General features: G+C 56.1%; 21 protein-coding genes. 18 read left to right on the top strand and 3 right to left on the bottom strand.

The features are described 5' to 3' along the window. The coding region (locus SMB34_RS04525; RefSeq protein WP_037987932.1) for an MCP four helix bundle domain-containing protein at nucleotides 1-1,398 on the bottom strand (1,398 nt) is incomplete at its 3' end. Between the two features lie 493 nt (nucleotides 1,399-1,891). On the opposite strand from SMB34_RS04525, the gene SMB34_RS04520 reads away from it, so the two are divergent. From SMB34_RS04520 to SMB34_RS04445, 15 genes are all read left to right on the top strand, one after another. Then, a complete protein-coding gene (locus SMB34_RS04520) occupies nucleotides 1,892-2,638 on the top strand; it encodes a YebC/PmpR family DNA-binding transcriptional regulator (RefSeq protein ID WP_007092141.1) in 747 nt (248 codons plus the stop codon). Nucleotides 2,639-2,717: 79 nt separating this feature from the next. Then, nucleotides 2,718-3,236 carry a crossover junction endodeoxyribonuclease RuvC gene (ruvC, locus tag SMB34_RS04515; protein WP_037987931.1) on the top strand — a complete coding sequence of 173 codons (519 nt, stop codon included), beginning with the start codon at nucleotides 2,718-2,720 and terminating at the stop codon, nucleotides 3,234-3,236. Next, the gene (gene ruvA, locus SMB34_RS04510; protein WP_007092139.1) at nucleotides 3,233-3,931 is read left to right on the top strand and encodes a Holliday junction branch migration protein RuvA; all 699 of its coding nucleotides are present in this window, start codon (nucleotides 3,233-3,235) and stop codon (nucleotides 3,929-3,931) included. Before ruvC ends, ruvA begins: the two co-directional genes overlap by 4 nt. After that, nucleotides 3,928-5,004 carry a Holliday junction branch migration DNA helicase RuvB gene (gene ruvB / locus SMB34_RS04505; protein ID WP_007092138.1) on the top strand — a complete coding sequence of 359 codons (1,077 nt, stop codon included), beginning with the start codon at nucleotides 3,928-3,930 and terminating at the stop codon, nucleotides 5,002-5,004. The genes ruvA and ruvB overlap by 4 nt, the downstream gene beginning before the upstream one ends. Then, nucleotides 5,001-5,462 (top strand): YbgC/FadM family acyl-CoA thioesterase, encoded by a 462-nt coding sequence (locus SMB34_RS04500; protein ID WP_037987930.1) that lies wholly within the window; start codon nucleotides 5,001-5,003, stop codon nucleotides 5,460-5,462. Before ruvB ends, SMB34_RS04500 begins: the two co-directional genes overlap by 4 nt. A 7-nt stretch (nucleotides 5,463-5,469) precedes the next feature. Then, entirely contained in the window at nucleotides 5,470-6,201 is a 732-nt protein-coding gene (gene tolQ / locus SMB34_RS04495; protein ID WP_007092136.1) for a protein TolQ, read from the top strand. 1 nt (nucleotide 6,202) lies between these two features. Further along, nucleotides 6,203-6,658: a protein TolR gene (tolR, locus tag SMB34_RS04490; RefSeq protein ID WP_007092135.1), complete on the top strand. Its 456-nt coding sequence runs from the start codon at nucleotides 6,203-6,205 to the stop codon at nucleotides 6,656-6,658. A gap of 6 nt (nucleotides 6,659-6,664) precedes the next feature. Continuing rightward, on the top strand, nucleotides 6,665-7,621 hold the full coding sequence (locus SMB34_RS04485; protein ID WP_037987928.1) for an energy transducer TonB: 957 nt from the start codon (nucleotides 6,665-6,667) through the stop codon (nucleotides 7,619-7,621). A gap of 49 nt (nucleotides 7,622-7,670) precedes the next feature. After that, nucleotides 7,671-9,041 (top strand): Tol-Pal system beta propeller repeat protein TolB, encoded by a 1,371-nt coding sequence (gene tolB, locus SMB34_RS04480; RefSeq protein WP_007092133.1) that lies wholly within the window; start codon nucleotides 7,671-7,673, stop codon nucleotides 9,039-9,041. Between the two features lie 129 nt (nucleotides 9,042-9,170). Beyond that, on the top strand, nucleotides 9,171-9,668 hold the full coding sequence (gene pal, locus SMB34_RS04475; RefSeq protein ID WP_007092132.1) for a peptidoglycan-associated lipoprotein Pal: 498 nt from the start codon (nucleotides 9,171-9,173) through the stop codon (nucleotides 9,666-9,668). A 412-nt stretch (nucleotides 9,669-10,080) separates the two neighbouring features. After that, nucleotides 10,081-11,211 carry a tol-pal system protein YbgF gene (ybgF, locus tag SMB34_RS04465; RefSeq protein WP_240478742.1) on the top strand — a complete coding sequence of 377 codons (1,131 nt, stop codon included), beginning with the start codon at nucleotides 10,081-10,083 and terminating at the stop codon, nucleotides 11,209-11,211. Between the two features lie 10 nt (nucleotides 11,212-11,221). Further along, nucleotides 11,222-12,694 (top strand): tRNA lysidine(34) synthetase TilS, encoded by a 1,473-nt coding sequence (tilS, locus tag SMB34_RS20595; protein WP_051682127.1) that lies wholly within the window; start codon nucleotides 11,222-11,224, stop codon nucleotides 12,692-12,694. Between the two features lie 86 nt (nucleotides 12,695-12,780). Continuing rightward, on the top strand, nucleotides 12,781-14,724 hold the full coding sequence (gene ftsH / locus SMB34_RS04455; protein ID WP_007092129.1) for an ATP-dependent zinc metalloprotease FtsH: 1,944 nt from the start codon (nucleotides 12,781-12,783) through the stop codon (nucleotides 14,722-14,724). Between the two features lie 13 nt (nucleotides 14,725-14,737). Next, nucleotides 14,738-15,853, top strand: coding sequence for a dihydropteroate synthase (gene folP / locus SMB34_RS04450; RefSeq protein WP_037987922.1), 1,116 nt, complete (start codon nucleotides 14,738-14,740; stop codon nucleotides 15,851-15,853). Nucleotides 15,854-16,114: 261 nt separating this feature from the next. After that, complete coding sequence (locus SMB34_RS04445) at nucleotides 16,115-16,900, top strand: response regulator transcription factor (protein WP_037987920.1); 786 nt, start codon at nucleotides 16,115-16,117, stop codon at nucleotides 16,898-16,900. Nucleotides 16,901-16,915: 15 nt separating this feature from the next. Here SMB34_RS04445 and SMB34_RS04440 read toward each other — a convergent pair whose 3' ends face one another. Both SMB34_RS04440 and SMB34_RS20590 read right to left on the bottom strand, forming a co-directional pair. Beyond that, nucleotides 16,916-18,901 (bottom strand): sensor histidine kinase, encoded by a 1,986-nt coding sequence (locus SMB34_RS04440; RefSeq protein ID WP_037987919.1) that lies wholly within the window; start codon nucleotides 18,899-18,901, stop codon nucleotides 16,916-16,918. After that, on the bottom strand, nucleotides 18,898-20,904 hold the full coding sequence (locus SMB34_RS20590; RefSeq protein WP_156962639.1) for a sensor histidine kinase: 2,007 nt from the start codon (nucleotides 20,902-20,904) through the stop codon (nucleotides 18,898-18,900). The genes SMB34_RS04440 and SMB34_RS20590 overlap by 4 nt, the downstream gene beginning before the upstream one ends. A gap of 279 nt (nucleotides 20,905-21,183) precedes the next feature. On the opposite strand from SMB34_RS20590, the gene glmM reads away from it, so the two are divergent. From glmM to SMB34_RS04420, 3 genes are read left to right on the top strand one after another with little or no spacing between them, the layout of a single operon-like run. Further along, nucleotides 21,184-22,533: a phosphoglucosamine mutase gene (glmM, locus tag SMB34_RS04430; RefSeq protein ID WP_037987915.1), complete on the top strand. Its 1,350-nt coding sequence runs from the start codon at nucleotides 21,184-21,186 to the stop codon at nucleotides 22,531-22,533. A gap of 50 nt (nucleotides 22,534-22,583) precedes the next feature. Next, nucleotides 22,584-23,384, top strand: a complete 801-nt coding sequence (gene thiD / locus SMB34_RS04425; RefSeq protein ID WP_037987913.1) for a bifunctional hydroxymethylpyrimidine kinase/phosphomethylpyrimidine kinase — start codon at nucleotides 22,584-22,586, stop codon at nucleotides 23,382-23,384. Between the two features lie 29 nt (nucleotides 23,385-23,413). Beyond that, nucleotides 23,414-23,770, top strand: a complete 357-nt coding sequence (locus tag SMB34_RS04420; protein WP_007092122.1) for a hypothetical protein — start codon at nucleotides 23,414-23,416, stop codon at nucleotides 23,768-23,770.

Raw genomic sequence — 23,770 nt, 5'->3', positions numbered from 1 at the left:
CTGAAGCTGTTCGGCGAGGGCGGCGATTTCACCAACCGCACTTTCGACTTCGTTTTGCAGGGTGTCGGCAAGGCCAAGCAGCTCGTCACGGAGCGCTTCGTTGCGTTCACGGTTCAGGCGTTCTTCTTCGGCCTGAAGTTCGCGCACCTTAAGGGCGTTGTCCTTGAACACCTCGACCGCGCGGCCCATAGCGGTGATTTCGTCATTGCCCTTGACCGGGACGTCGATATCAAGATTGCCATCGGCCAGTGTCACCATGGTGGTTTGCAGACCGGCAAGACGGCGCAGAAGGTTGCCACGGACATAGACCACATAAATGATCAGCGAGATCAGGATGGCGGCGATGGCGACAACGGCCAGTGCCGTCAGGCTCTGTTTTTCGACGACTTTTGCCTGTGTGGCGGCGTCATCGACTTCGGAGTTCAGGGCGGCGACCAGTTCGGAAACGCCGCTGCGCATTGCGTTGGCGTATTCACCGCTCTGGATGACCAGACGCTGGCTTTCTTCGGCGGCGGCAAGTTCGCGTTTGCGAAGCTCCGGCAGGCTGTCATCCCCGACCGAGAGCTTCTGCATCTTGTCGATCAGTTCGACATAGAAGTTCTTCAGGCGCTCGTTCCCGATGGAATCAAGGGCGGCCAGTGCATCGGCATAGGTGCCGCGAATACGCACCGGAATGATCGACAGACGCACGGCCTGCGTTTCGGTGGTTGACGCGATGATCATGTTGGCAGCAGACGAACCAAGACGTTCGATTTCCAGAACCGGTGAACGTGCGCTGATGGCCTCGTTCATCTTGATGAAGTTTTCAACGACTTCTTCGGTGCTTGCCGTGTATTTGGCGGACGGGTCGTCCTTTAATGACTGCGCATAGGCGTTGCCCTGCGCGATGTCATTCTGAGTATAGGACAGAACCGGTTTCAGCGTATCGCCATAGCGTTTTGCAAGGTCCTGGAACTCGCTTAGTTTTTCGGCCTTTTCGGTCGAAATGGCAAAACGTTCCTGGGTGACGGTGTGCAACTGACCAAGGGTGTCCTGCAACTGAATGCGGTTGTCATTGATCGTGGCAATCACGTCGGGCATGAAGCCGGTTGATTCGATTTCGTTGATCTTGTTGACCAGTTCCAGCAGGCGGAAATCAAGTTCTTCCTTGATGGCCAGTTCTTCATCTGTGGAATTGGATGCGACGATGCGCGGCGCAATCGCGACGATTTCCGCGCTTTCGGTCGCCAGTTGCTGTGCCGCAGCGATCGGCGGCAGTTTTTCTTCTGTAATGGTGGTCAGAGCTTCGCCGAACTTGTTGAAAGACACGGCACCCACAACGGCAGAAACCACCGCCATCAATCCGACCAATGCAAACGATATCAGAAGTTTGCTTTGGACCCCGAACTTAATTCCCATTCTGTCCTACCTTCTTGTGCTGTTTTCCCCGAGCGGCTTCTGTGTCCGTCCGGGTTTCTTGGATCAGGCAACGGGTGTTTTGTTCTTTTCGTCGCCCAGTTCGTAACCCCCGAAGAGTTATACTTTAGAGTTATTTTTTCTTATTAAGGGACATTATTGAAATATTATTCACAGAACTGCAAGGCGTAAGCAGTTCTGCGACAAAAAATCACGGTTAAATCCATAAGTTGTATAAATCAGAGGTGATGCGCCCGCGGTTTCGGTGCGCGCCGGTTGATGAATGCGGGCAGATGACGGATAGCTGGACCTTGAAGCGCAAACAGGATATAGGAGCGGTCGAAATTTCTGCCTGTCAGTTTGTCCGGTCCGGTTCGGTCCGCCGGACTGGCGCGCAATCATCGCGAGACCGGTCTGCCCGGGAAGATCCCGCAGTTACCGGCCGGTGCCCGATTTGCACTGATCGACAACACGAAAAGAATACAGGTTTCAGGTTATGGCCGGCCATTCCCAATTTAAGAACATCATGCACCGCAAAGGCGCGCAGGATAAAAAGCGCGCCAAAATCTTCACCAAACTCGCCCGTGAAATCACGGTTTCGGCGAAAATCAGTGATGATATCAACAGCAACCCGCGTCTGCGTGCAGCGATTGCCGCCGCGCGTGTTCAGAACATGCCCAAAGACAACATTGATCGCGCGATTAAAAAGGCGACCGGTGCAGGCGAGGGCGACAATTATGAAGAGGTCCGTTACGAGGGTTACGGGACGGCCGGTGTTGCCGTGATCGTCGAGGCGCTTACGGATAACCGCAACCGTACCGCATCCGAAGTGCGTGCCGCATTTGCCAAAAGCGGTGGCAACCTTGGTGAAACCGGTTCGGTCGGTTTCATGTTCAACCGTCTTGGCGAAATCGTTTATCCGGCCGACAAGGCCGGTGCGGATGAAATGTTTGAGGCCGCCCTTGAAGCGGGGGCTGCAAACGTGGAATCGGATGATGAGAGCCACGTCATCGAAACCGAGATCGAAGAGCTTAACAATGTGCGTGAAGCGCTGACCGAGAAGTTCGGGGACCCGGAAAGTGCGAAGCTTGTCTTCCGCGCGGTGACCGAAGCCGACATCAGCATCGATCAGGCACAGAGCATCATGAAGCTTGTTGATGCGCTTGAAGATAACGACGATGTCCAGAATGTCTGGACCAACGTTAACTGGACCGACGAGATCGCTGCTGCGCTTGATAACTGATTACGCTTGCTTACGCCCGTCATTCCCTTTTGAATGACGGGCGTATTTTATTTTGCTTATGATAATAAGGTGAGGCGACGTGGTCAGGGTTCTAGGTATCGATCCCGGTCTTCAACGCACTGGCTGGGGGGTGATCGACCTTACAGACAACCGGATGCGTCATGTTGCCAATGGTGTCGTGACCTCGACACAGTCGCTATCGCTGGCGGAACGGCTTGATCAGCTTCATAGCGGGCTTATGGACGTGATTGCGGCCTGGACGCCCGATGAGGCCGCGGTTGAGGAAACCTTCGTTAACAAAAACCCTGTTTCGACGCTTAAACTGGGGCAGGCGCGCGGTGTCGCGCTGCTTGCGCCGGCACGTTGTGGCATTCCGGTAACGGAATATACACCCAATGCCGTCAAAAAGACGGTGGTGGGTGCGGGTCATGCGGCCAAGCAGCAGGTTGAAATGATGGTATCCACCCTGCTGCCGGGATGTCAGATCCATGGCGCAGATGCGGCCGATGCACTGGCGGTTGCGATTTGTCATGCACAACATGCCGGAACCCGCGCGCTTGCGGGGATAACAGCCGGACCGGGGAGAAAATACAGGTGATCGCAAAACTTCGCGGAATTGTCGATTTCATTGGCGAGGACAGTGTCATCATCGATGTGAACGGGGTCGGATACCTTGTTTTTGCATCGCGCAGAACATTGACCATGCTGCCGCCAAAAGGCGGCGAGGCGGGCTTGATGATCGAAACCCATGTCCGCGAAGATCACATTCATCTTTATGGTTTTGCCGATAACGCCGAAAAGCAGTGGTTTGCCCTTTTGACGACGGTTCAGGGGGTGGGGGCCAAGGTTGCGCTGGCCCTTTTGTCGGTTTTAAGCCCGACCGATCTTTTGCGTGCGATTGCCGCGCAGGATACCACGGCCCTTTGCCGGGCGCCGGGGATTGGCCCGAAGGTGGCGACCCGTGTTGTGGGTGAGCTTAAAGACAAGGCGTCGCGCCTTAACCTTGGCCCGGTTGCGGCCCCGGCGGCACCTGTGGCACCGCCTGCCGCAACTTCGTCAAAAAAATCTGCAAAATCGGCCAAACCGGTTGCTGATGTGAGTATCGACACAGCCGATGCCGCGCCGGTTGTCGATGATGGCGCGGTTCTGGCCGATGCGGTTTCAGCGCTGGTTAATCTGGGCTATGGCCGATCCGAGGCATTTGGTGCGGTTGGCAAGGCCGCCCAGCAGGCCGGTGAGGACAAGACACTTGATACCCTGATCCGTCTGGGACTGAAGGAGCTTAGCGCGTGAGCGAGGAAGAAGACCGTTTGCTTAGCGGGGAACGCCGCGAGGAAGATTATCAGGACGGCTCTTTGCGCCCGCGTCGGCTGGACGATTTTACCGGTCAGAAAGAAGTGCGCGAAAATCTGGATGTCTTTATCCAGGCGGCGCGGGGGCGCGAGGAAGCCATGGATCATGTGCTGTTTTTCGGTCCCCCCGGTCTTGGCAAAACCACGCTTTCGCAGATTGTTGCCAGCGAGCTTGGCGTCGGTTTCCGGGCGACGTCCGGCCCGGTGATTGCCAAGGCCGGTGATCTTGCTGCCCTTCTGACCAATCTTCAGCCGCGCGACGTTCTGTTTATTGATGAAATCCATCGCCTGAACCCGGCGGTCGAGGAAATCCTGTATCCGGCGATGGAAGATTTCCAGCTTGATCTGATCATCGGCGAGGGACCGGCTGCACGTTCGGTGCGGATTGATCTGCCGCCCTTTACGCTTGTCGGGGCAACGACACGGTCGGGGCTTCTGACCACGCCGCTTCGTGACCGGTTTGGTATTCCGTTGCGGTTGCGATTCTATGAGCCCGAAGAGCTGGTCGAGATCGTGGCGCGCGGTGCGCGGTTGCTGAGTTTCGATATGACGCGTGAAGGGGCGATGGAAATTGCCCGCCGGTCACGGGGAACACCACGTATTGCCGGGCGGCTGTTGCGCCGGGTGCGTGATTTTGCGGTGGTTGCCGGAAAATCGCCGGTCGATAAATTCATCGCTGATGCGGCGCTAACGCGGCTTGAGGTCGATAATCTTGGCCTTGATAGCCAGGACCGCCGTTATCTGAACTGTATTGCCGGGAATTACGGCGGCGGGCCGGTTGGTGTCGATACGCTGGCAGCCGCCCTGTCGGAAGAACGTGACACGATTGAAGACGTGATCGAGCCGTATCTGTTGCAGCAGGGATTGATACAGCGCACCCCGCGGGGCCGTATGCTGGGCATCAAGGGATACAAACATCTTGGGCTGGTGCCGCCGCGCGAAGGCAATGGTGTGCCGTTGGCGGACCTGTTTGATCAGCGCGCGACCAAGGCCGCAGACGGGACAGAGGAATGACGGATAAGCGCGAAAACAGCCTGCTCGGTCATATCGAGGGCAAGCGGCATATTTTCCCGTTAATGGTGTTTTACGAGGATACCGACGCAGGTGGAATTGTATATCACGCCAACTATCTCGCCTTTGCCGAGCGGGCGCGTTCAGCGATGCTTAACCTGTTGGGCGTTAGCAATAGTAGCCTTGCAGAGCGCCACAAAGTTGCCATAGCCGTTCGACACTGTACGCTCGATTTTCGTCGGGCGGCCCGGTTGGAAGACAGGCTGATTGTGGATACTCGCCTGATCAAACTGGGGGGCGCGTCGCTGGGATTCGAACAGAAGATCATGCGGGACGACGAGGTGCTCGTGGTTATCGAGATATATCTCGCCTGCGTGTCGCTGCAAGAGTTACGGGCGCAACGGATGCCCGATGAATTGAGAACGGCTTACGCAACCTATCTGGATGTGAACGAGGACTGAAGAGAATATGGAAAATCAGGTGGTCGACGCGGTAACGCTGGGGCAGTCGGTCATGGCCCATGACATGTCCATGTGGGGTCTGTTCATGCAGGCCGGGATTGTCGTCAAAACGGTGATGATCGGGCTGATGCTGGCATCGGTTTGGGTCTGGGCAATTGTCATTGAAAAGCTGATCCGGTTGCGCAAATTGCGCGCCCAGGCAAACACGTTTGAAGAAGCCTTCTGGTCGGGCGGATCGCTTGAAGACCTGTATGACCGAATTGCTGATCAGCCGCGCGATCCGATGTCGGCGATTTTCGTTTCGGCAATGCGCGAATGGCGTCGTTCGAACGCGCGCGGGGTCAAGGGCGAAACAATGCGCGCCCGCCTTCAGCAGCGCCTGGAACGGTCGATGGAAATCACGCTGGGCCGTGAAATGGACCGGGTTGAACGTTATATGACCTTCCTTGCGTCTGTTGGTTCGACCGCACCGTTTGTCGGCCTGTTCGGGACGGTTTGGGGGATCATGGTTTCCTTCCAGGCGATTGCGGCGTCGAAAAATACGTCGCTTGCGGTTGTCGCACCGGGGATTGCCGAGGCACTGCTTGCAACGGCGATGGGCCTTGTCGCGGCAATTCCGGCGGTGGTGGCCTATAACAAGATTTCCAGTGACCTGAACCGGTATGGCAATCGCCTTGAAGCGTTTGTTGACGAGTTCACGTCGATCCTGTCACGCCAGCTTGACGACGCGAGAGACTGATATGGGCGCTCAACTCGCATCCGGATCCGGCGGAGGACGCCGCCGCGGTCGCCGCAGCAACCGCCGCCGCGCCATGAGCGACATCAACGTCACCCCGATGGTTGACGTGATGCTTGTTCTGCTGGTGATTTTCATGGTGGCGGCACCTTTGATGACGGTCGGTGTCGAAGTGGACCTGCCGGAAACATCGGCCGCCCCGATGACCGGCCAGGACGAACCGCTTGTCGTATCGGTCACGGGGGATGGCACTCTTTATATCATGGACAGTGAAGTCGCCCAGGACACGCTGGTCGAAAAGCTTTCGGCCATTACCGAGAATAAACGCGATACCCGTATTTTCGTGCGCGGTGACCGGGCAATTGATTATGGCCGTGTGATGGAAGTCATGGGCCTGATCAACGAGGCCGGGTTTAGCAAAGTTGCGCTGATCGCGGAGCTGCCCGCAAAGGGCAAGTAAACCGACATGTTTCGCAGTGTTCTGATTTCTCTGGCAGCCCACCTGGTGATCTTTCTGATTGCCTGGTTAGGCTTGCCGGAACTGTTCGAGGAAACGCCGCTGGAACTGCAATCGATTTCGGTCGAGGTGGTGACAGTCGATGAATTCTCGGCTGCTCCGACCAAGGCGCTGCCAAAGCCGAAAGCCGAAGAAAAGCCGAAACCGAAACCGGTTGCAAAGCCAGAGCCAAAGCCGGTTCCGAAGCCGGAACCCAAACCGACCCCGAAACCGGAACCCAAGCCTGCGCCAAAGCCAGAGCCCAAACCGGAACCGAAGCCTGAGCCGAAACCGGAGCCGAAGGTCGAGCCCAAACCACAGCCGAAACCGGAACCCAAACCCGTTCCGAAACCGGAAGTGAAGAAGGACCCGACCCCGACCCCGGAAAAGCCGAAACCAAAGCCGGTTGAGGCCAAAAAGCCAGAGCCAAAGCCGGAACCGAAGCCCGAACCGAAGAAGCAGCCCGACCCGGAGCCGAAGCGGACACTTGCCGATATTCTGAAGGATGTGCGCAAAACCGAACCGAGCGCACAGCCGACACCACAGGATACACCGGAAGATACGCCCGAAGACAATGCAAGCGAGGTGGTTGCGACCCGTCTGGACGCGCGTTTGACTATGAGCGAGCTTGACGCCGTCAAAAGACAGATCGAACGCTGCTGGAGCCCACCGGCCGGAGCCAAGGAAGCCGGGAACTTTGCGGTCGAAATACATGTTGTTGCAAGGCCAGACGGAACAGTACAAAAGGCACAAATCAGCAACTCCGGGGAGATTGGCGGCGATCCTTCTCGTCGTGCGATTGCAGAAAGTGCTCTTCGAGCTGTGCAAAATCCACAATGCAGTCCCCTGAAACTGCCGCTGGATAAATACGAAATGTGGCGCACATTCACGTTCAATTTTGACATGCGTGAAATGCTGGGCCTGTAATGAATAAAATCATAAGTCCCTCAAAACGCGTGGAAAATAGCGAGGCAGGATGACCATCAAGACCAACGCATCAAAACGAGATTGGGTTACACGCAGTCTGGCCGGACTGTGTGCCCTTGCCGTTGTCGCTGGCCTGGCCGTTGTACCCTCGGCACCGGCGCATGCCGAACTCCGTATCGACATCACCCGGGGTGAAGTCAAACCGATGCCGATTGCCGTTACCCGTTTCCCGGGTGAAGGTGTTTCGGAAACCGAAGTCGGTCAGAACATCACGTCGGTGATCAGTGCCGATCTGGCGCGATCGGGTCTGTTTGCGCCAATTGACGAAAAAGCCTTTATCCAGAGTGCCAGTTCGCTGGCGGTCAATCCGAACTTTGCCGAGTGGCGCGCGATCAATGCGCAGGCACTTGTCAATGGCCGGGTTGTTACCGAACCGAACGGGCTTCTGCGTGTCGAATTCCGCCTTTGGGATGTTCTGGCTGAAAACCAGATGGCAGGGGTGGCCTATCGCACCCAGCCGAACAACTGGCGGCGTATCGCACACAAGATTGCCGACGAGATCTATAAACGCATTACCGGGGAATCGGGTTATTTCGATACCCGTATCGTTTATGTCTCCGAATCGGGCCCGGGCGATAAACGCGTCAAGCGGCTTGCCATCATGGATCAGGACGGTGCGAACCACCGTTTCCTGTCGGACGGCAAGTTTCTTGTTCTGAACCCGCGTTTTTCTCCGACGGCCCAGGAAGTGGTTTATATGTCGTATTTCAACGATAAACCACGTGTCTATGTTCTGGATATCGATACCGGCGAGCTTGAATTGCTTGGCGATTTCCCGGGCATGACCTTTGCCCCGCGTTTTGCCCCAGACGGCAATTCCGTGGTGATGTCCCAGGCTTTGGACGGCAATAGTGAAATCTACCAGCTGGATCTGCGTACGCGCGAAAAACGCCAATTGACGCGGCATCCTGCAGTTGATACATCGCCGTCATATTCTCCTGATGGTTCGCGAATTACGTTCAACTCGGACCGTAGCGGATCACAGCAACTTTACGTGATGAATGCGGATGGAAGCGGTGTCCAGCGCATCAGTTTCGGTGGTGGTCTTTATGCCACACCGGTCTGGTCGCCACGCGGTGACCTGATCGCATTCACCAAGTCACAAGGAGGTCGGTTCTATATCGGTGTCATGCGTCCAGATGGCAGTGGAGAGCGGCTTTTGGCCGAGGGCTTCCTTGTCGAAGGCCCGACATGGGCACCGAACGGAAGAGTGTTGATGTATCACCGCCAGCACCCGTCCAGGGACGGGACCAAGGATCGCTATCGTCTGTATTCGATCGATTTGACCGGTTTTAACGAACGTGAGATCGTGACACCGGCGGATGGATCGGATCCGGCATGGTCACCCTTGATTCCCTGATATCTCAAGAGTATAGTCATCGCGAAGCACTGAATGCGATTCGCATTAATCGCGGGCATTTTCGGTGTCGCGAGACATGGAAAACACCACAATCGGGCGAATGCGTCCGGTGTTAAGGGGAAAACTTAAATGAAACTTCGGATTCTGAGTGTTTTTGCTGCTGCCGCACTTCTGGCTGCCTGTGAAACCGCACCTGACAGCTCGGCAACTTCTGCTGGCGAAGGTGTTTCGACCACCAATCAGCCGTCTTCCACTTCGAGCACGCTTTCGGAAAGCAGCCCGGAATGGTTCGCGGTTAATGTTGGCGATCGCGTATTCTTTGGCTTCGACAAATATGACCTGTCGGGCGAAGCACGCCGTACGCTGGAACTTCAGTCTGCCTGGCTGAAAAAATACCCGCAGTACAAAGTGGTTGTCGAAGGTCATGCCGACGAACGCGGTACCCGTGAATACAACCTTGCACTGGGTGAGCGTCGCGCGAACTCCGTGAAAGATTACCTCGTTGCGCTTGGCATCGATCCGTCACGTGTCGAAACCATTTCTTATGGTAAAGAACGTCCGGTCGCGCTTGGCCACGACGAAGAAAGCTGGGCTAAAAACCGCCGCTCTGTTTCGGTTATCCGTTAAGCGCGTGCAGGTGAAAGCCTGAATTTCAAGGCGCCTGTTCCGAAAGGGACAGGCGCCTTATTTTTGCCGCCTCAAAATGTTGCAACATAGGGTCAGAACCCCCTAATTTGATTGGAATGGCAGGTGTTATATTTGCGAACTCCGACGTCAAATCCCTCGTCCGGGATGCCAACCCGCACCGCGGGCTTTTCCTTGGATTTCGCAAATATAACACCTGTCCTTCGGATCAATCAGATTTGCACGGGCTACTTTGTCGCAAAACCTTGAAAGATATATATCTTCCTGCGATTTTGCTTCGCGTATCCGCACAAATCTGATTGACCATTTCAACCAAATTAAGGGGTTCTGACCCTGGATGTTCCTTGATGATACTGGGAATGTGATGTTCGAAATTACGACGAAGGACCCGAAAATGATCCGAGTTGGCCCGAAAACCGGTTATCGCAATGACGCCCTGCCGCACCAGATTTCCGCGGCGGCGCATTCACCAACCGTTGGGGGAAAACAGGGGGCGCTGCGCCGTCGCCCGGTCGGCTATTTGTCGGTGTTTGCCGTCGCGGCGCTGCTGGGGATGACTGTTCCTGGCGGTACACCGGTACGGGCGCAAGAATCCAACATGACCCGTCAGGTCGAACAGCTGCGCAAGGATCTTGATCTGTTGCAGCGTTATGTCTACCGCGAGGGTGTTCCTTCGGGTGGTGTTGCCGATGGTGGTTCAAGTGATGGAAGTCCGGCCGCGGCGCGCCAGCAGGTTCAGATCAACGAGATCGAACGCGCGGTGACCCAGCTTACCGGCCAGATCGAAGAATTCGACTTCCGCATTCGCAAGATTGAAGATCGCCTTGATCGTCTGGTTTCCGATGTTGATTTCCGCCTTGGTCAACTTGAAGGCGGCGCCAATGCTGGTGGCACGCAGACCGGTGCTGTTGCCCCGTCGGCAGCGGCCGGGGCCGCGGCAAACGGTGCGAGCGCATCGAATGCCCAACCAAATACCGCCGGTACGGGGCAACGGGTTGATGACCGTGGTACCCAATTGTTCGGTGTGATCGAGAATGAAGGTTCGCCGCCCTCTGTTCCGTCCGGCCCATCCAATACAGGGGCAGGTAGGCAGGCACCTGCCGCGGTCGCATCTGGTGGCGGTGGTGCCCTTCCGGCCGGGACACCGGAAGAACAGTATCGTTATGCTTTTGATCTTTTGCGCAAACAGAACTTTGCGGCGGCGGAAACCGCCCTTGCCGCGTTTGTCAAAAGCCATCCGGACAATGCATTGGCCGGTAATGCGCAATACTGGCTTGGCGAAACGTTTTATGTTCGCGAACAGTATGATCAGGCGGCTGTCGCGTTTACCGAAGGTTTCCAGACCTATCCCGATAGCAGCAAGGCGGCCGATAACCTGCTTAAACTTGGCATGTCGCTTGGCAATCTGGGCAAGAAGGACGATGCCTGCACGACATTTGGCCATCTGATTTCAAACTTCCCGAATGCGTCGGCGGTCGTGCTTGACCGTGCCCGTCAGGAACGCAAGAACCGCGGCTGTTCCTGATGGCAGTCTGATGGCAGACCAACCGGAAAATATGATCAATCCCGATCCGGCGTCCGATGGAACCCCATTGGACGCCGTTGTCTTTTCGCGCCTGATGAATGTTTTTGGCCCGTTTGAAGATCGGCCGAAAATTGCCGTGGCGGTTTCGGGGGGCGCGGACAGCATGGCGTTGGCGTTACTGGCGCATGAATGGTGCGGGGCAAAGGGCGGCGAATTGACCGCCATCACGGTTGATCACGGCCTGCGTGCGGAGGCGGCAGAAGAAGCGATCCGGGTTGGGGAGCAGCTTCGAAAACATGGCATTGATCATCGTATTTTGCGCTGGGACGGGGCCAAACCGCAAAGTGGTATTCAGGAAGCGGCGCGCAAGGCCCGCTATGACCTGCTGGACCGCGCGTTGGGGGAAATGGGCATCCTGCACCTTTTGGTCGCCCATCATCGCGATGATCAGCATGAAACGCTTGTGATGCGGCAACAGCGCGAGAGTGGCGTGATCGGCCGGGCCGGGATGGCGGCGCGGCGTTATCTGCGCAATGCCAGAGTGTTGCGGCCTTTGTTGCCCGTGGCCAAGGTTGATCTGATTGCAACGCTTCGGACCCGCCAGCAGGACTGGATCGAAGACCCGTCCAACCGCAATGTCCGTTTTGAGCGCGTGCGCATCAGACACAACCCGATGATGGACGACCCGAAAAAAGAGACGGTTCAAAGCGGTGCCGATGCACGCCAGACCGCGGAATACCGGATTGCCGATCTTCTGGCATCGGCGGTGCAGATTGCAAATTGCGGTATTGCGCGTATCGATTATTCGAAATGGCAGGATGCTGGCGGTGATGAAGTAACCGCACGCTATGGCCTTGGGCATATTGTCCGGGTGGTTGGCGGGGAAAATTATATGCCGGCACTGGGCGCGTTGACGGCGGCCCTGCTGCAAATCAACGAGAAGGAAGATGCGCGGGTCAGTCTGGGTGGATGCGTGTTGCATCGCCGGGGGGGCATTTTGCTGGTTTATCGAGAGATCGGGCGCGTGGATGCCCATCCGGTTCGCATTGATGCCGATTTGATGCGCGATGGTTTCGGACAGCGTTGGGACAATCGGTTCGAGCTGTTTTTCGCAGATCATGGCGCGGGGGCAACCGCGGATTACGGTGATTTGGGGCGGTTTGTGATTGCGCCGCTGTCGGCTTGTGATGCGTTTCACACGCGCGCCTTTCGGGCCGCCATTGGCAAAATCGCGCCATTTGTTGATCATTTGCCGCGCGCGGCCCTTGCATCCATACCCGCACTTTATGATAAAGAAGTTCTGCTTTCCGTTGGCGGGCTTGAGGTTTCAGGCATTTCCGACGTATTATCCGCCGCCGGTTGCCGCACGGCCCCGATGGGGGTAGAAAACGCAATCGGCATGCGATGGCGGTTTGCACCCCCGACACCTTTGTGGGAAAGTGGGTTTAAATCGTCGCCGAAACCCGACGTCCTACTTGCGTAAAGGTACCTTATCATTATCTGATGGTCAGGCCGTGCGCAGGGCGATTGCGCGTCATGGCGAACACAAATTGCGATCAGTAGCTTGGAATGAATATGGGAAAAAATCTCGCACTGTGGGTTATCATAGCCATCCTTTTGGTGGCTTTGTTTAACCTGTTTCAGTCGCCATCAGGACGGAGCGGCCAGTCAACGCTGGCGTTTTCGGACTTCCTGGCCGAAGTTGACAGCGGCCAGATTTCAGAAGTTACGATCCAGGGCAACACTCTTACAGCGCAAACCCGCGATAACCGGACCGTTAGTGTTTATACCCCTGATTATCCGAGCCTTGTCGAACGTCTGAACGACAAGGGCGTTCGTATTATTGCCCAGCCGGAAGAAAGCCTGTCGCCGCTTATGAGCGCGCTGATCAGCTGGTTCCCGATGCTGCTGATTATTGGTGTGTGGATTTTCTTCATGCGTCAGATGCAGGGCGGCGGCGGCAAGGCCATGGGCTTTGGCAAATCAAAGGCCAAGATGCTGACCGAGAAATCCGGTCGGGTGACCTTTGAAGACGTGGCCGGGATCGAGGAAGCCAAGGGCGAGCTTGAAGAAGTCGTCGACTTCCTGCGCGATCCGCAGAAATTCCAGCGCCTTGGCGGTAAAATTCCCAAAGGCATGCTTCTTGTAGGACCTCCGGGTACTGGTAAGACGCTTCTGGCACGTGCGATTGCCGGTGAAGCCAATGTGCCGTTCTTTACGATTTCGGGTTCCGATTTCGTGGAAATGTTTGTTGGTGTCGGCGCATCGCGTGTGCGTGACATGTTCGAACAGGGCAAAAAGAACGCCCCGTGCATCATCTTCATCGATGAAATCGACGCCGTTGGCCGCCATCGTGGTGCCGGTCTTGGCGGCGGAAACGATGAACGCGAACAGACCCTGAACCAGCTTCTGGTCGAGATGGACGGTTTTGAGGCCAACGAGGGTGTTATCCTTGTGGCAGCAACCAACCGTCCGGATGTTCTGGACCCGGCATTGCTGCGCCCCGGCCGTTTTGACCGTCAGGTTGTTGTACCGAACCCCGATCTTGAAGGTCGTGAACGTATTCTTGGTGTTCACGCCCGCAAGGTTCCGCTGGGACCGGATGTTGACCTGCGCACTGTTGCGCGTGGCACGCCGGGCTTCTCGGGGGCGGATCTGGCAAACCTTGTCAACGAGGCAGCGCTTCTTGCCGCCCGTCTTGGCAAGCGTGTCGTCACCATGGCCGATTTTGAAAACGCCAAGGACAAGGTGATGATGGGGGCGGAACGCCGTTCCATGATCATGACCGACGACGAGAAGAAGCTGACGGCTTATCACGAAGGTGGTCATGCGCTTGTTGCGCTGCATACCCCGGCATCCGATCCGATCCACAAGGCAACCATCATTCCGCGCGGTCGTGCGCTGGGTATGGTGATGCGCCTGCCGGAACGCGATCAGGTTTCCAAATCCTACGAACAGCTGATTTCCGACCTGGCGGTTGCCATGGGTGGCCGCGTTGCCGAGGAAATCATCTTTGGCAAGGACAAGGTCACCACGGGTGCATCTTCGGACATCAATATGGTGACGCAGTATGCGCGCAAGATGGTGACCGAATGGGGCTTTTCGGACAAGCTTGGCAATGTCAAATATGTGGATAATCAGGAAGAAGTGTTCCTGGGTCACAGCGTTGCCCAGCATAAGAATGTTTCGGAAAAAACAGCCCAGCTGATCGATGAGGAAGTCCGTCGTTATTCCGACGAGGCCTATGTTTTCGCCAAGCGGGTTCTGACCGAGCATCTTGACGATCTGCATGTTCTTGCCAAGGGGCTTCTGGAATACGAAACCCTGTCGGGCAAGGAAATCGATGCGCTTCTGCGCGGTGAGGAAATCAACCGTGCGGGCCATTCCAATGGTGGTGGCAAGGACGCGGGCGGCGGACGCCGTTCGACGGTTCCGACCACCGGTGGTGCGCGCAAGGAAAACCCGGGTGAAGGTGGCGGGGATTTGTCCCCGGAGCCACAGCCGGGCAGCTAACTGAAAGAGACTGATGGACAAGATCGAAGGATCGGTCCTGCGAAGCCCCGCCGATGTGCGGGGCTTTGCTGATTTTGACGGACCGTTATATTACGCACCTACCGGTTTCATCGACCATGCCGATGATCCCAATACGTTACCACTTGCCGGATCGCGGCGCGGCTTTTCCGCGCTTGAAATCATTCGCCGTCGCGACGGCGGCGGTGCCGAAAGCATGATCCTGCCGTTGCTGGCCCTTGAAGGCTGGGTCCAGAATTCCGGGCGGGTGGATGAAATCAATGATGTCCTGAACCGTCTGACAACCAAACGCGCCGATTTTGCCGGACTTGATATGGCGTCCTGTCATGTGATGGGCATTGTCAATGTGACGCCGGACAGTTTTTCGGATGGCGGCGATTACAACAGCACCGATCAGGCGATTGCGCGCGCGCGCGCCCTGGCGGCACAGGGGGCATCCATCCTTGATATCGGCGGGGAATCGACCCGGCCGGGGGCGGAAGCCGTGTCCGAAGCCGACGAGATCGCCCGCGTTGTTCCGGTGATCCGGGCCCTGGCCGAAGACGGCCATTGCGTTTCCATCGATACCCGCCATGCAAGCGTGATGGAGGCCGCGATTGAGGCCGGTGCGGCGATCATCAATGACGTGACCGGGCTTGAAGGCGATGAACGGTCGATGGAAGTCGCCGTGGCATCGGGAAGGCCCGTGATGCTGATGCATATGCAGGGCGAACCGGGCACGATGCAGGAAAACCCGCAATATGATTGTGCGGTTCTGGATGTGTATGACTATCTGCTGGACCGGATCGAAAGTTGCGAACGGGCCGGGATTGCGCGCGATCGTATCTGTGTCGATCCGGGCATTGGTTTTGGCAAGTCGCTGTCGCACAATCTGGAACTGTTATCGCGTCTGGCGATTTTTCATGGGTTGGGATGCCCGGTGTTGCTGGGCACGTCGCGCAAATCATTTATCGGCAAGATTGATCCGGCAGCATCCCCGAAAGAGCGGCTGGGCGGATCGATTGCATCGGCGGTCAATGGATGGCGGCACGGTGTTCAGATGATCCGGGTGCATGATGTTCATGACACGGTTCAGTCGATTTCGGTCGCGACTGCGACATCAATGGTATAGCTGTTTTTGGCCTGCAATCTATGGATGTATAGGTTGACCGGTTTGAACAACGAATTATAAAAGGCCCGCCGTTCTGGTGCATTTTCGGGTGCCAGAATTGCGGGTCTTTTTTGGTCCGGTGAATCTGGCAATTTCTGACAGATCGTGCTTGGGGCTTGCGGATTTTACCCAATCGCCACATACCATTAAAGATAAAGAGAATTGCGATCAGGAAGATCGCGCAAATGGTTGGTTTCGTGCAAACAGCGAAGGCGAAGTTGAATGAATGGATACAGCGCGCACGCGCGCGTTGAACAGCCGGAAAAGGCTGCGGGTCAGGAAACGATGGCGACTTGTGTTTTCGTGGTCGAGGACAATGCCGATCTTAATCGGGATTTGTGCGAATACCTCGAGATGTGCGGTTTTGATGTTGTCGGTTGTGAAACCGGCGCAGCGTTTCATCGCGCGCTGCAATCCAAAACACCTGCGGCGGTCATTTTCGATATCATGCTGCCGGATGCCGATGGCTATGAATTGGCCAAATATGCGCGCGCCAACCTTGATTGCGGCATCATGATGCTGACATCCCTTGCGGGGATGGATCATCATCTTACGGGGTACAAATCCGGTGCGGATGTTTACCTGACGAAAGACAGCCCGCTTTCGGTGATCGAGGCGGCCCTGCGCCCGTTGTTGCGCCGGGTTGGCAAAAAAGATGACGATGCGGTTGAATACCCGGAAAAAGACGGGGTCTGGACCCTTGATATGCTGAACTGGACGCTGAGCAATTCGGGCGGCGGTTCTTCGACTTTGACCGCGACGGAACGCACCATCGTGCAATTGCTGGTCGAAGCAAACGGGGCGTGGCTGACACGCCCGGAAATCGTCATGGCGCTGGGCAAGGCCGATACGGCCGAAAATTGCCGTAACCTTGATACGGCGATCCGGCGCGTTCGTCAGAAAGTCCTGCGCGAAACGGGCGATGAATTGCCGGTTCGGACCGCATATGGGCGGGGCTATGCCTTTACTTCGCCCGGTATCATTTTGGGTGCTGGCGAAACCGCCTGATTGACTGTTATCCGTTCAGATGTCGAACGACCCGGTGCTGTCTTCGCATGGCAGCAAGAGGCATAGCTCGATCCCGTCGGTGCCCTTGTCACGCAATTTGATTGATCCGCCATGTGCATCAACGATGCGCTGCGAGATATGAAGCCCCAGCGCATTCTGCATTGCGGTTGGCCCGATATCCTGGCGGAAGAGGGCGTCACTGATGCGCAGAATTTCCTGGCTGTTCAAATCTTTGCCGTGGCAGGGAATATCGATTTCTACCAGCCATTCGCCATTGCGACGGACGGTGATATGGATTGGAGATCCTTGGGCGTAGCGCCGTGCGGTTTCAATCAGGTTGGTGATCGCAAGCCCGACCAGTGTGGCATCGACATAGGTTTCAAGCTGTTCGGTCCCGACGCATTCCAGGGTGATTTCGGCATCGGCGCGCGATGTATCTGCGACAAAGTCTGTCAGCAGACGATTGACCGGCACCAGTTCGCGGGCCAGCGCAAAGTCACCGTCATCGATGCCATCCTTGTTGAGGAAAATATCCACCAGACGCGATAGTTTGCGTGCCTGATCCTGAATGCGCTGCAGGCGGTCGGTGACGTCGCTGCGGGCATCGCGCAGCCGAAGCAGCAGCATTTCGGAAGACCGTTGAATAACCGCAAGCGGTGTGCGGAATTCGTGCGAGAGCATGGAAATCAGTTTTCGCTGTTCCCCGACAAGCGATGTTGTTGCCGCGGTGACCCTGAGCATGTTCATGCGTTCCTTTTCGATCTGCGAAAGGCGGAAACCCATGAGGATGCCCATCGCGCACATATGGAAAAACAGTGTGAACTGATGCAGGCCAAGCCGGAACGGCGTGGCGGCAATCAACCCGGCATGGGTCAGTTGCAATAGCACGGCCCCGCCGATCGGGATCACAATGACAACCAGATAGACCCACAAAAGCCACTGCCTTGGTGCCCGGATGATCCGGTAGGCAACAATCAGGGACAGTGTCGTGAGTAACGCGGCATGCAGCGGCACGATATATGTGCCGTAAAGCGCATAAAAATCGGTGGTCACGGTTAGAGCGCAGGCAACCGAAAGCCCGCAATAGACTTTAGCGATCCGCGTGATCACAACATTCTGTTTGCCAAGATCAAGAATATAGAACCAGAGAAAAATGGAGGCAGCCGAGCCGACGACATTGGTCACCCCGACAATCAGATCATTGGCATAGGGCCATTCGGGTTGAATGACCGCGAGCACAAGCCCGTTGACCGCGGATGCCAGTGTGCCAATCAAAATAACGCAGACACCATATGTCGCAATCGCACGATCCCGGACGAGAGAGCCCAGAACGGTGTAAACCACGCCGAGCATCAGGATGACACCGAAATAGATGCTCATTGCCCCGTCGCGGAGCGTCAGACTGGAAATAAGCTGATCGGTTGGCCAAAGTTTGGCGATCAATAACTGGGTGCTGTTCGATTTGGTGCGGATGAAAAGAGTATAATCACCTGGTTCGAGTGGCGGGAAGCGGTCGACATGCTGACTGCCGCGGGTGGGGCGCAGGCCTGCCGAGACATGATCGCCCATATGGCTTTGCCACAGATGGCGCGATGTTCCCTGCCTGATCAGATAGGCATCGATGAAATTCATGTAGTTTGGCTGAATTTCAAGTTGCAGGGATTGTGTCAGGCCCTGCGGAACAGACAGTTGCAGCCGGTACCAGACGCTATCGCCCGTATAGCCAAAACTTGGCACGCCGGTACTTGGGGTGAAATCATCGATTGGCAGGTTCAAAACGTCATTGAGTGTCAGATCGTTTGTCCGGTCTTCAAGCCACAGAACGTGATCATGCAAATTCACAGGGGCCGCGATGCCCGGCAGAAGGGTCAGTTTGCCGACCTCCGTTGCCGTTGCCGTTGCTGTGGCCGGGGACAGCGGGGCCGTGACCGACAGCATGGTCAGTAGCGCCAGCAGGAGCCGGAAACAGAAAAGCATCGGTCTGTTTTTCGGATGGCTCATGACGCATTTTCCGGGTCGGAGGCCGGTGCCGTCGGGGGATCAAGATTGGTCGTGCGTGCCGCTTCAATGTTGTTTTTGGTCAGTTCGCGGTCATAGGGCAGGCGGATCAGGATGGTGGTGCCACCGTTTTCGCCGACGCTGACTGTCATGCGGCCCATATGCCCGATGATGATCCGGTTGGTGATATGCAGACCCAGACCGACGCCATGGGTGCTGCCCGATCTGTTGCCACGGTAAAATGCGTCGGCAACAAGCGACAGATCATCGGGCGAAATTCCCGGCCCATTGTCGGTGACGCGGATATAGACATTTCCATCGCTGCGGTGGGTGAATCCGATGCGAACACTGGCATCCGGGGCATATTTAAGCGCGTTTTCAATCAGATTGCATATCGCGCGTTCGATCAGGGTTCTGTCGATGCTTGCGACGGTAAAATCCACCTCTTCCAGCTCAATGTCATGATCGGGCGTCTCGCGCTGACGTCGGAGGACAAGGTCGCGCAGGAACGGTGCCAGAACGGTTGGTCTGGGGGAAATACGGAAATTGGTGCTATCAAGTGTTTCCTTTGTCAGGAACACATTCACCAGTTCAGACAGTTGGGTCGCATTTCTGCGAATGGTTGCTATACGGTTGGTTATGGCTTCCGGGGCGTCGCGAACATGAAGCGAAACCATTTCGGCGGCGCGCTGGATAATGGCCAGTGGCGTTCGGAATTCATGGGATAGCATGGTGATGAATTCGCGCTGCTCGTCGGCGAGCTGATTGGCGCGCGTACTGTTTTGAACGGCTGTGACGCGCTGGCTGGCAAGTGCGTATGTCCGGCCTGCCATGGCAATGCCGAGCAATAGCAGGTGCACAAGTGATGCCACCTGATAGCAGTTGCTGGTAAATCTGTTGGCCGGAACAAGGCCCATCAGCATCAGCAGATGCACGATTGCCGCAGCGGCGGGCAATCCCAATGCGACGAAATAGATCCGAAGCTTTCGCGCATCGGGCTTGGTCGCACCAAAATAGAACAGATAGCCATAGAGGATCAGCAGCACACCGATATGGAACAGGAAAAAGCTGCGCGCAAAATGGATGTACAGGTCGCTGACCGATGTCAGGGAACACAGGCTTGCAAGTGCCGCGTAAACCGCAAGAGCGGTGAATACGGTGCGCTTGTATTTGTCCAGTTCAATGATGTAGGCCCACATCATCACACTGGTCGCAAGCGAGAAGGCCGTGCCGGCACCGGTGATGGCATCACTGGCAAATTGCCATGTGCCGGACAGAAGAAGCTGGGCATAGCCAGAAATGCCCGCCGTTCCGGCAAACAGGGCCAGAACATAAAGCCCGTACCAGACAATCGCCCGGTCGCGGATCAGCAGACCCAGCGTGAAATAAACCATGAAGCCGATTAAAAGGATGCCAAGATAAAGCCCGTACAGAAACGTATCCTGCACGTTTTCGGTGATCAGGGATGTATCGGATTTTATAGACGCATTCAAAAGCTGGGCGCTGTTGCTTGAAACACCGATCACCAGCCAGTATTTTCCTGCCGGAAGGTTGGGCCATTCGCTTAGATGCTGGCGACCCCGGGCTTCGGATGGGTTCGGGGGGATATGATCCCCAACGACATCGTTCCAGACGGTTATCCGTGTATCGGCATCAAGGATCGCAAGCCTTATCCGGTTCAGATAAGGCGGTGAAATTTCAAGATAGCGTTTGAGTTCAAGCGGTTTTTCACCGTCTTTTGTGACAAGAATCTGCATCCGGTACCAGACGGCTTCAAGCGTGTAACCGGGGCCGGTTGATCCCATAAGCGGTGTGAAATTGTCTGCCGGGAGCATGGCGACATCGGCGGCTGTTCGAACCTGCCGTTTGGTTGACAGACGTTCGATCAGCGGTGCGAGGTCAATATCATCCTGATCGGCGGAATAGGATCCGATGACAAGTTCATGAGGGCCCATATTGGCAAGGGCAGGGCGGGGCATGAAAATCATCGCGATGATGACCTGCAATATGATCCCTGTGATATAACCCTTGCGGTAACCGGTTTTCCGCAAAATGCCCCCGATTTCGGAATATTCAAACGCTTCGTATCCTAGATACCGGGTTTTAAAAGCAAGGTCATGGCTTTTATAAGCGAAGGGTAAAGGACGCGATTAACGGATCGGTTGCTTATGAAAGGTATAATCGGTCACTTGCCGGTAGCATTGCGCGGACACTTTGATATAACCGGCAGTCAGGAAAAATAACCCGCACGCCGATGTGCCGGGATGGAAGCAGAGAAGACGAGCATGAGCCGTAAATATTTCGGGACCGACGGTATCCGCGGAACCGCCAACACCGCCCCCATGACAGCCGAAGTTGCGCTTAAGGTCGGGATGGCTGCAGGCCATTATTTCACGCGGGGCGATCATCGTCATCGTGTGGTGATTGGCAAGGATACTCGTTTGTCGGGCTATATGCTTGAGCCAGCCCTTGTTGCCGGTTTCACATCCATGGGGATGGATGTGATGCTGGTCGGGCCGATGCCGACCCCGGCCGTTGCCATGCTGACCAAATCGATGCGTGCCGATATCGGTGTGATGATTTCGGCTTCGCACAATCCCTATCAGGATAACGGGATCAAGCTTTTTGGCCCGGATGGTTTCAAACTGTCTGACGAGGTCGAGCTTGAGATCGAAGCCATGATGGATAGCGACATGTCCGCATTGCTTGTACCTGCGAACAAACTTGGCCGGGCGCAACGCATTGATGATGCGCCGGGACGCTATATCGAGGCGGTCAAATCATCGCTGCCGTCTTCGGTGACGCTTGAAGGGCTCAAGATCGTTCTGGATTGCGCCAATGGTGCGGCCTATTCCGTCGCCCCCAAGGTGTTGCGGGAATTGGGCGCGGATGTCATTGAAATCGGCACCAAGCCGAATGGCCTTAACATCAATGCCGAATGTGGATCGACTCACACCCAGACCATGTGTGACCGGGTGTTGGCCGAAAAGGCCGATGTCGGGATTGCCTTGGATGGCGATGCCGACCGCGTTCAGATGTGCGACGAAAAAGGCCAGTTGATTGATGGCGATCAGTTGATGGGCCTTGTCACCACGCACTGGAAACGCACCGGGCAGTTGCGCGGCAATGCGCTGGTTGCGACTGTGATGTCAAACCTTGGCCTTGAACGTTACCTTGAAAGCAATGGCCTGCGCCTGATCCGTACCAAGGTCGGGGATCGTTACGTTGTGGAACAGATGCGCGCCCTTGATTGCAATGTTGGCGGGGAGCAGTCCGGTCATATCGTTCTGTCGGATTTTGCGTCCACCGGTGATGGTTTGCTGGCATCCTTGCAGGTTCTGGCGGTTCTGGCTGATCGTGAAGGTCCGGTTTCGGAAATGAGCCGCGTGTTTGATCCGTTGCCGCAGATCCTTAAAAACGTGCGGTATGCGGCGGGTTCCGATCCGCTGTCACACAGCAGTGTGGTTGATGCGATTTCCAGTGCCGAACGGGCCTTTAACGGGGATGGTCGCGTCCTGATCCGCAAATCGGGAACCGAACCACTGATCCGTGTGATGGCCGAAGGCGATGACGCGATCAAGGTCGAACGGATCGTGGATGGCATTGTTGCCGAAATCATGGCTGTTGCGGGTTAAGGCAGCAGGACTATCTTGAGGCGAATATCAGAAGTGCTTGGAGGTCGATCATGAAAGGTCGCGTATTGATCATTGCCGGCTCTGATTGTTCCGGCGGGGCCGGAATTCAGGCCGACATCAAAACCGTGACTGTTCTGGGTGGATATGCCGCAACCGCGATCACGGCGCTGACGGTGCAAAATACCACCGGTGTTTTTGATGTTCTGGGCATTGATCCGAAACTGATCGTCCATCAGGCCGAAGTCACGATTGATGATATAGGGGCCGATGCGATCAAGACTGGTATGCTGCATAGTGTGCCGGTGATCGAAGCGGTTGCAAAATTCATCCGGGACAAAGCCGCTGATATTCCGATTGTTGTTGATCCGGTGATGATATCGCAAAGCGGATCGCGTCTTTTGAACGAAGACGCGGTTGATGCGCTGATCAAAAACATGGTGCCGCTGGCGACCGTCCTGACACCCAATATTCCAGAGGCCGAAGTGCTTTCGGGGAGGAAGATTTTGACCGAGGGTGACATGATCGAAGCCGCCCGCAAGATCGGTGAACTGGGGGCCAAGGCGGTGCTGGTCAAGGGCGGCCATGCCGACGGCGAGCGGATTGTTGATATCCTGTGGCGGCATGATGGTGATATCGAAGGGTTTGAGGCGGATCGTATTCCATCGGAAAACAACCATGGGACGGGTTGTTCGCTTGCCAGTGCGATTGCGACGGGGCTTTCGCAGGGCATGGGGCTTAGCGATGCGGTGGCGCGCGCGCGGGCGTTTGTGCGTGAAGCGATCCGCACGGCCCCTGATTTTGGCAAGGGCAATGGCCCGTTGAACCACGCGCATCCTGTTACTGGTGAATAGTCAGAATACAACCTCCGTCGGGATTTCTAATGGCTTTTAACATTTCGCACCGTACGAAGCGCCGGTTGTTCCTGATTGCGATCATCGCATTGGTTGCCGCAACCGTGGCAGAAGAATCACGGCGTTTCATTGCCGATCAGATCTGGACGGATGATGCCGCACCCTGGGAAAAGGTGACGGCGGTTTATTATCCCGATACGCAGAAACAAACCGATATCCGTATTTCGGATGCAAGGTTTGATGACGTTGCACAATGCCGAGAACATATTGCCAAGCTGGCAACTGAAAACGGGGATGCGGACCTGCAAAAGGGACGGTCAGAATGTGCCGTCGGGTTTTACCGCGATGGCACGGGCGAGGGCAGCTATCGCCTGATCATCGAATAG

This window comes from Thalassospira permensis NBRC 106175, from assembly GCF_000714555.1.
GTDB lineage: Bacteria > Pseudomonadota > Alphaproteobacteria > Rhodospirillales > Thalassospiraceae > Thalassospira > Thalassospira xiamenensis.
The sequence above is the reverse complement of the archived record's forward strand: the minus strand, read 5'-3'. Positions and strand labels throughout refer to the sequence as shown.

Excerpts from the sequence above, each read along its gene's own strand:
- SMB34_RS04520 (WP_007092141.1), top strand. The coding sequence starts at position 1,892 with ATGGCCGGCCATTCCCAATTTAAGAACATCATGCACCGCAAAGGCGCG.
- SMB34_RS04500 (WP_037987930.1), top strand. The coding sequence starts at position 5,001 with ATGACGGATAAGCGCGAAAACAGCCTGCTCGGTCATATCGAGGGCAAG.
- tolQ (WP_007092136.1), top strand. The coding sequence starts at position 5,470 with ATGGAAAATCAGGTGGTCGACGCGGTAACGCTGGGGCAGTCGGTCATG.
- tolR (WP_007092135.1), top strand. The coding sequence starts at position 6,203 with ATGGGCGCTCAACTCGCATCCGGATCCGGCGGAGGACGCCGCCGCGGT.
- SMB34_RS04485 (WP_037987928.1), top strand. The coding sequence starts at position 6,665 with ATGTTTCGCAGTGTTCTGATTTCTCTGGCAGCCCACCTGGTGATCTTT.
- tolB (WP_007092133.1), top strand. The coding sequence starts at position 7,671 with ATGACCATCAAGACCAACGCATCAAAACGAGATTGGGTTACACGCAGT.
- pal (WP_007092132.1), top strand. The coding sequence starts at position 9,171 with ATGAAACTTCGGATTCTGAGTGTTTTTGCTGCTGCCGCACTTCTGGCT.
- ybgF (WP_240478742.1), top strand. The coding sequence starts at position 10,081 with ATGATCCGAGTTGGCCCGAAAACCGGTTATCGCAATGACGCCCTGCCG.
- tilS (WP_051682127.1), top strand. The coding sequence starts at position 11,222 with ATGGCAGACCAACCGGAAAATATGATCAATCCCGATCCGGCGTCCGAT.
- ftsH (WP_007092129.1), top strand. The coding sequence starts at position 12,781 with ATGAATATGGGAAAAAATCTCGCACTGTGGGTTATCATAGCCATCCTT.
- folP (WP_037987922.1), top strand. The coding sequence starts at position 14,738 with ATGGACAAGATCGAAGGATCGGTCCTGCGAAGCCCCGCCGATGTGCGG.
- SMB34_RS04445 (WP_037987920.1), top strand. The coding sequence starts at position 16,115 with ATGAATGGATACAGCGCGCACGCGCGCGTTGAACAGCCGGAAAAGGCT.
- SMB34_RS04440 (WP_037987919.1), bottom strand. The coding sequence starts at position 18,901 with ATGAGCCATCCGAAAAACAGACCGATGCTTTTCTGTTTCCGGCTCCTG.
- glmM (WP_037987915.1), top strand. The coding sequence starts at position 21,184 with ATGAGCCGTAAATATTTCGGGACCGACGGTATCCGCGGAACCGCCAAC.
- thiD (WP_037987913.1), top strand. The coding sequence starts at position 22,584 with ATGAAAGGTCGCGTATTGATCATTGCCGGCTCTGATTGTTCCGGCGGG.
- SMB34_RS04420 (WP_007092122.1), top strand. The coding sequence starts at position 23,414 with ATGGCTTTTAACATTTCGCACCGTACGAAGCGCCGGTTGTTCCTGATT.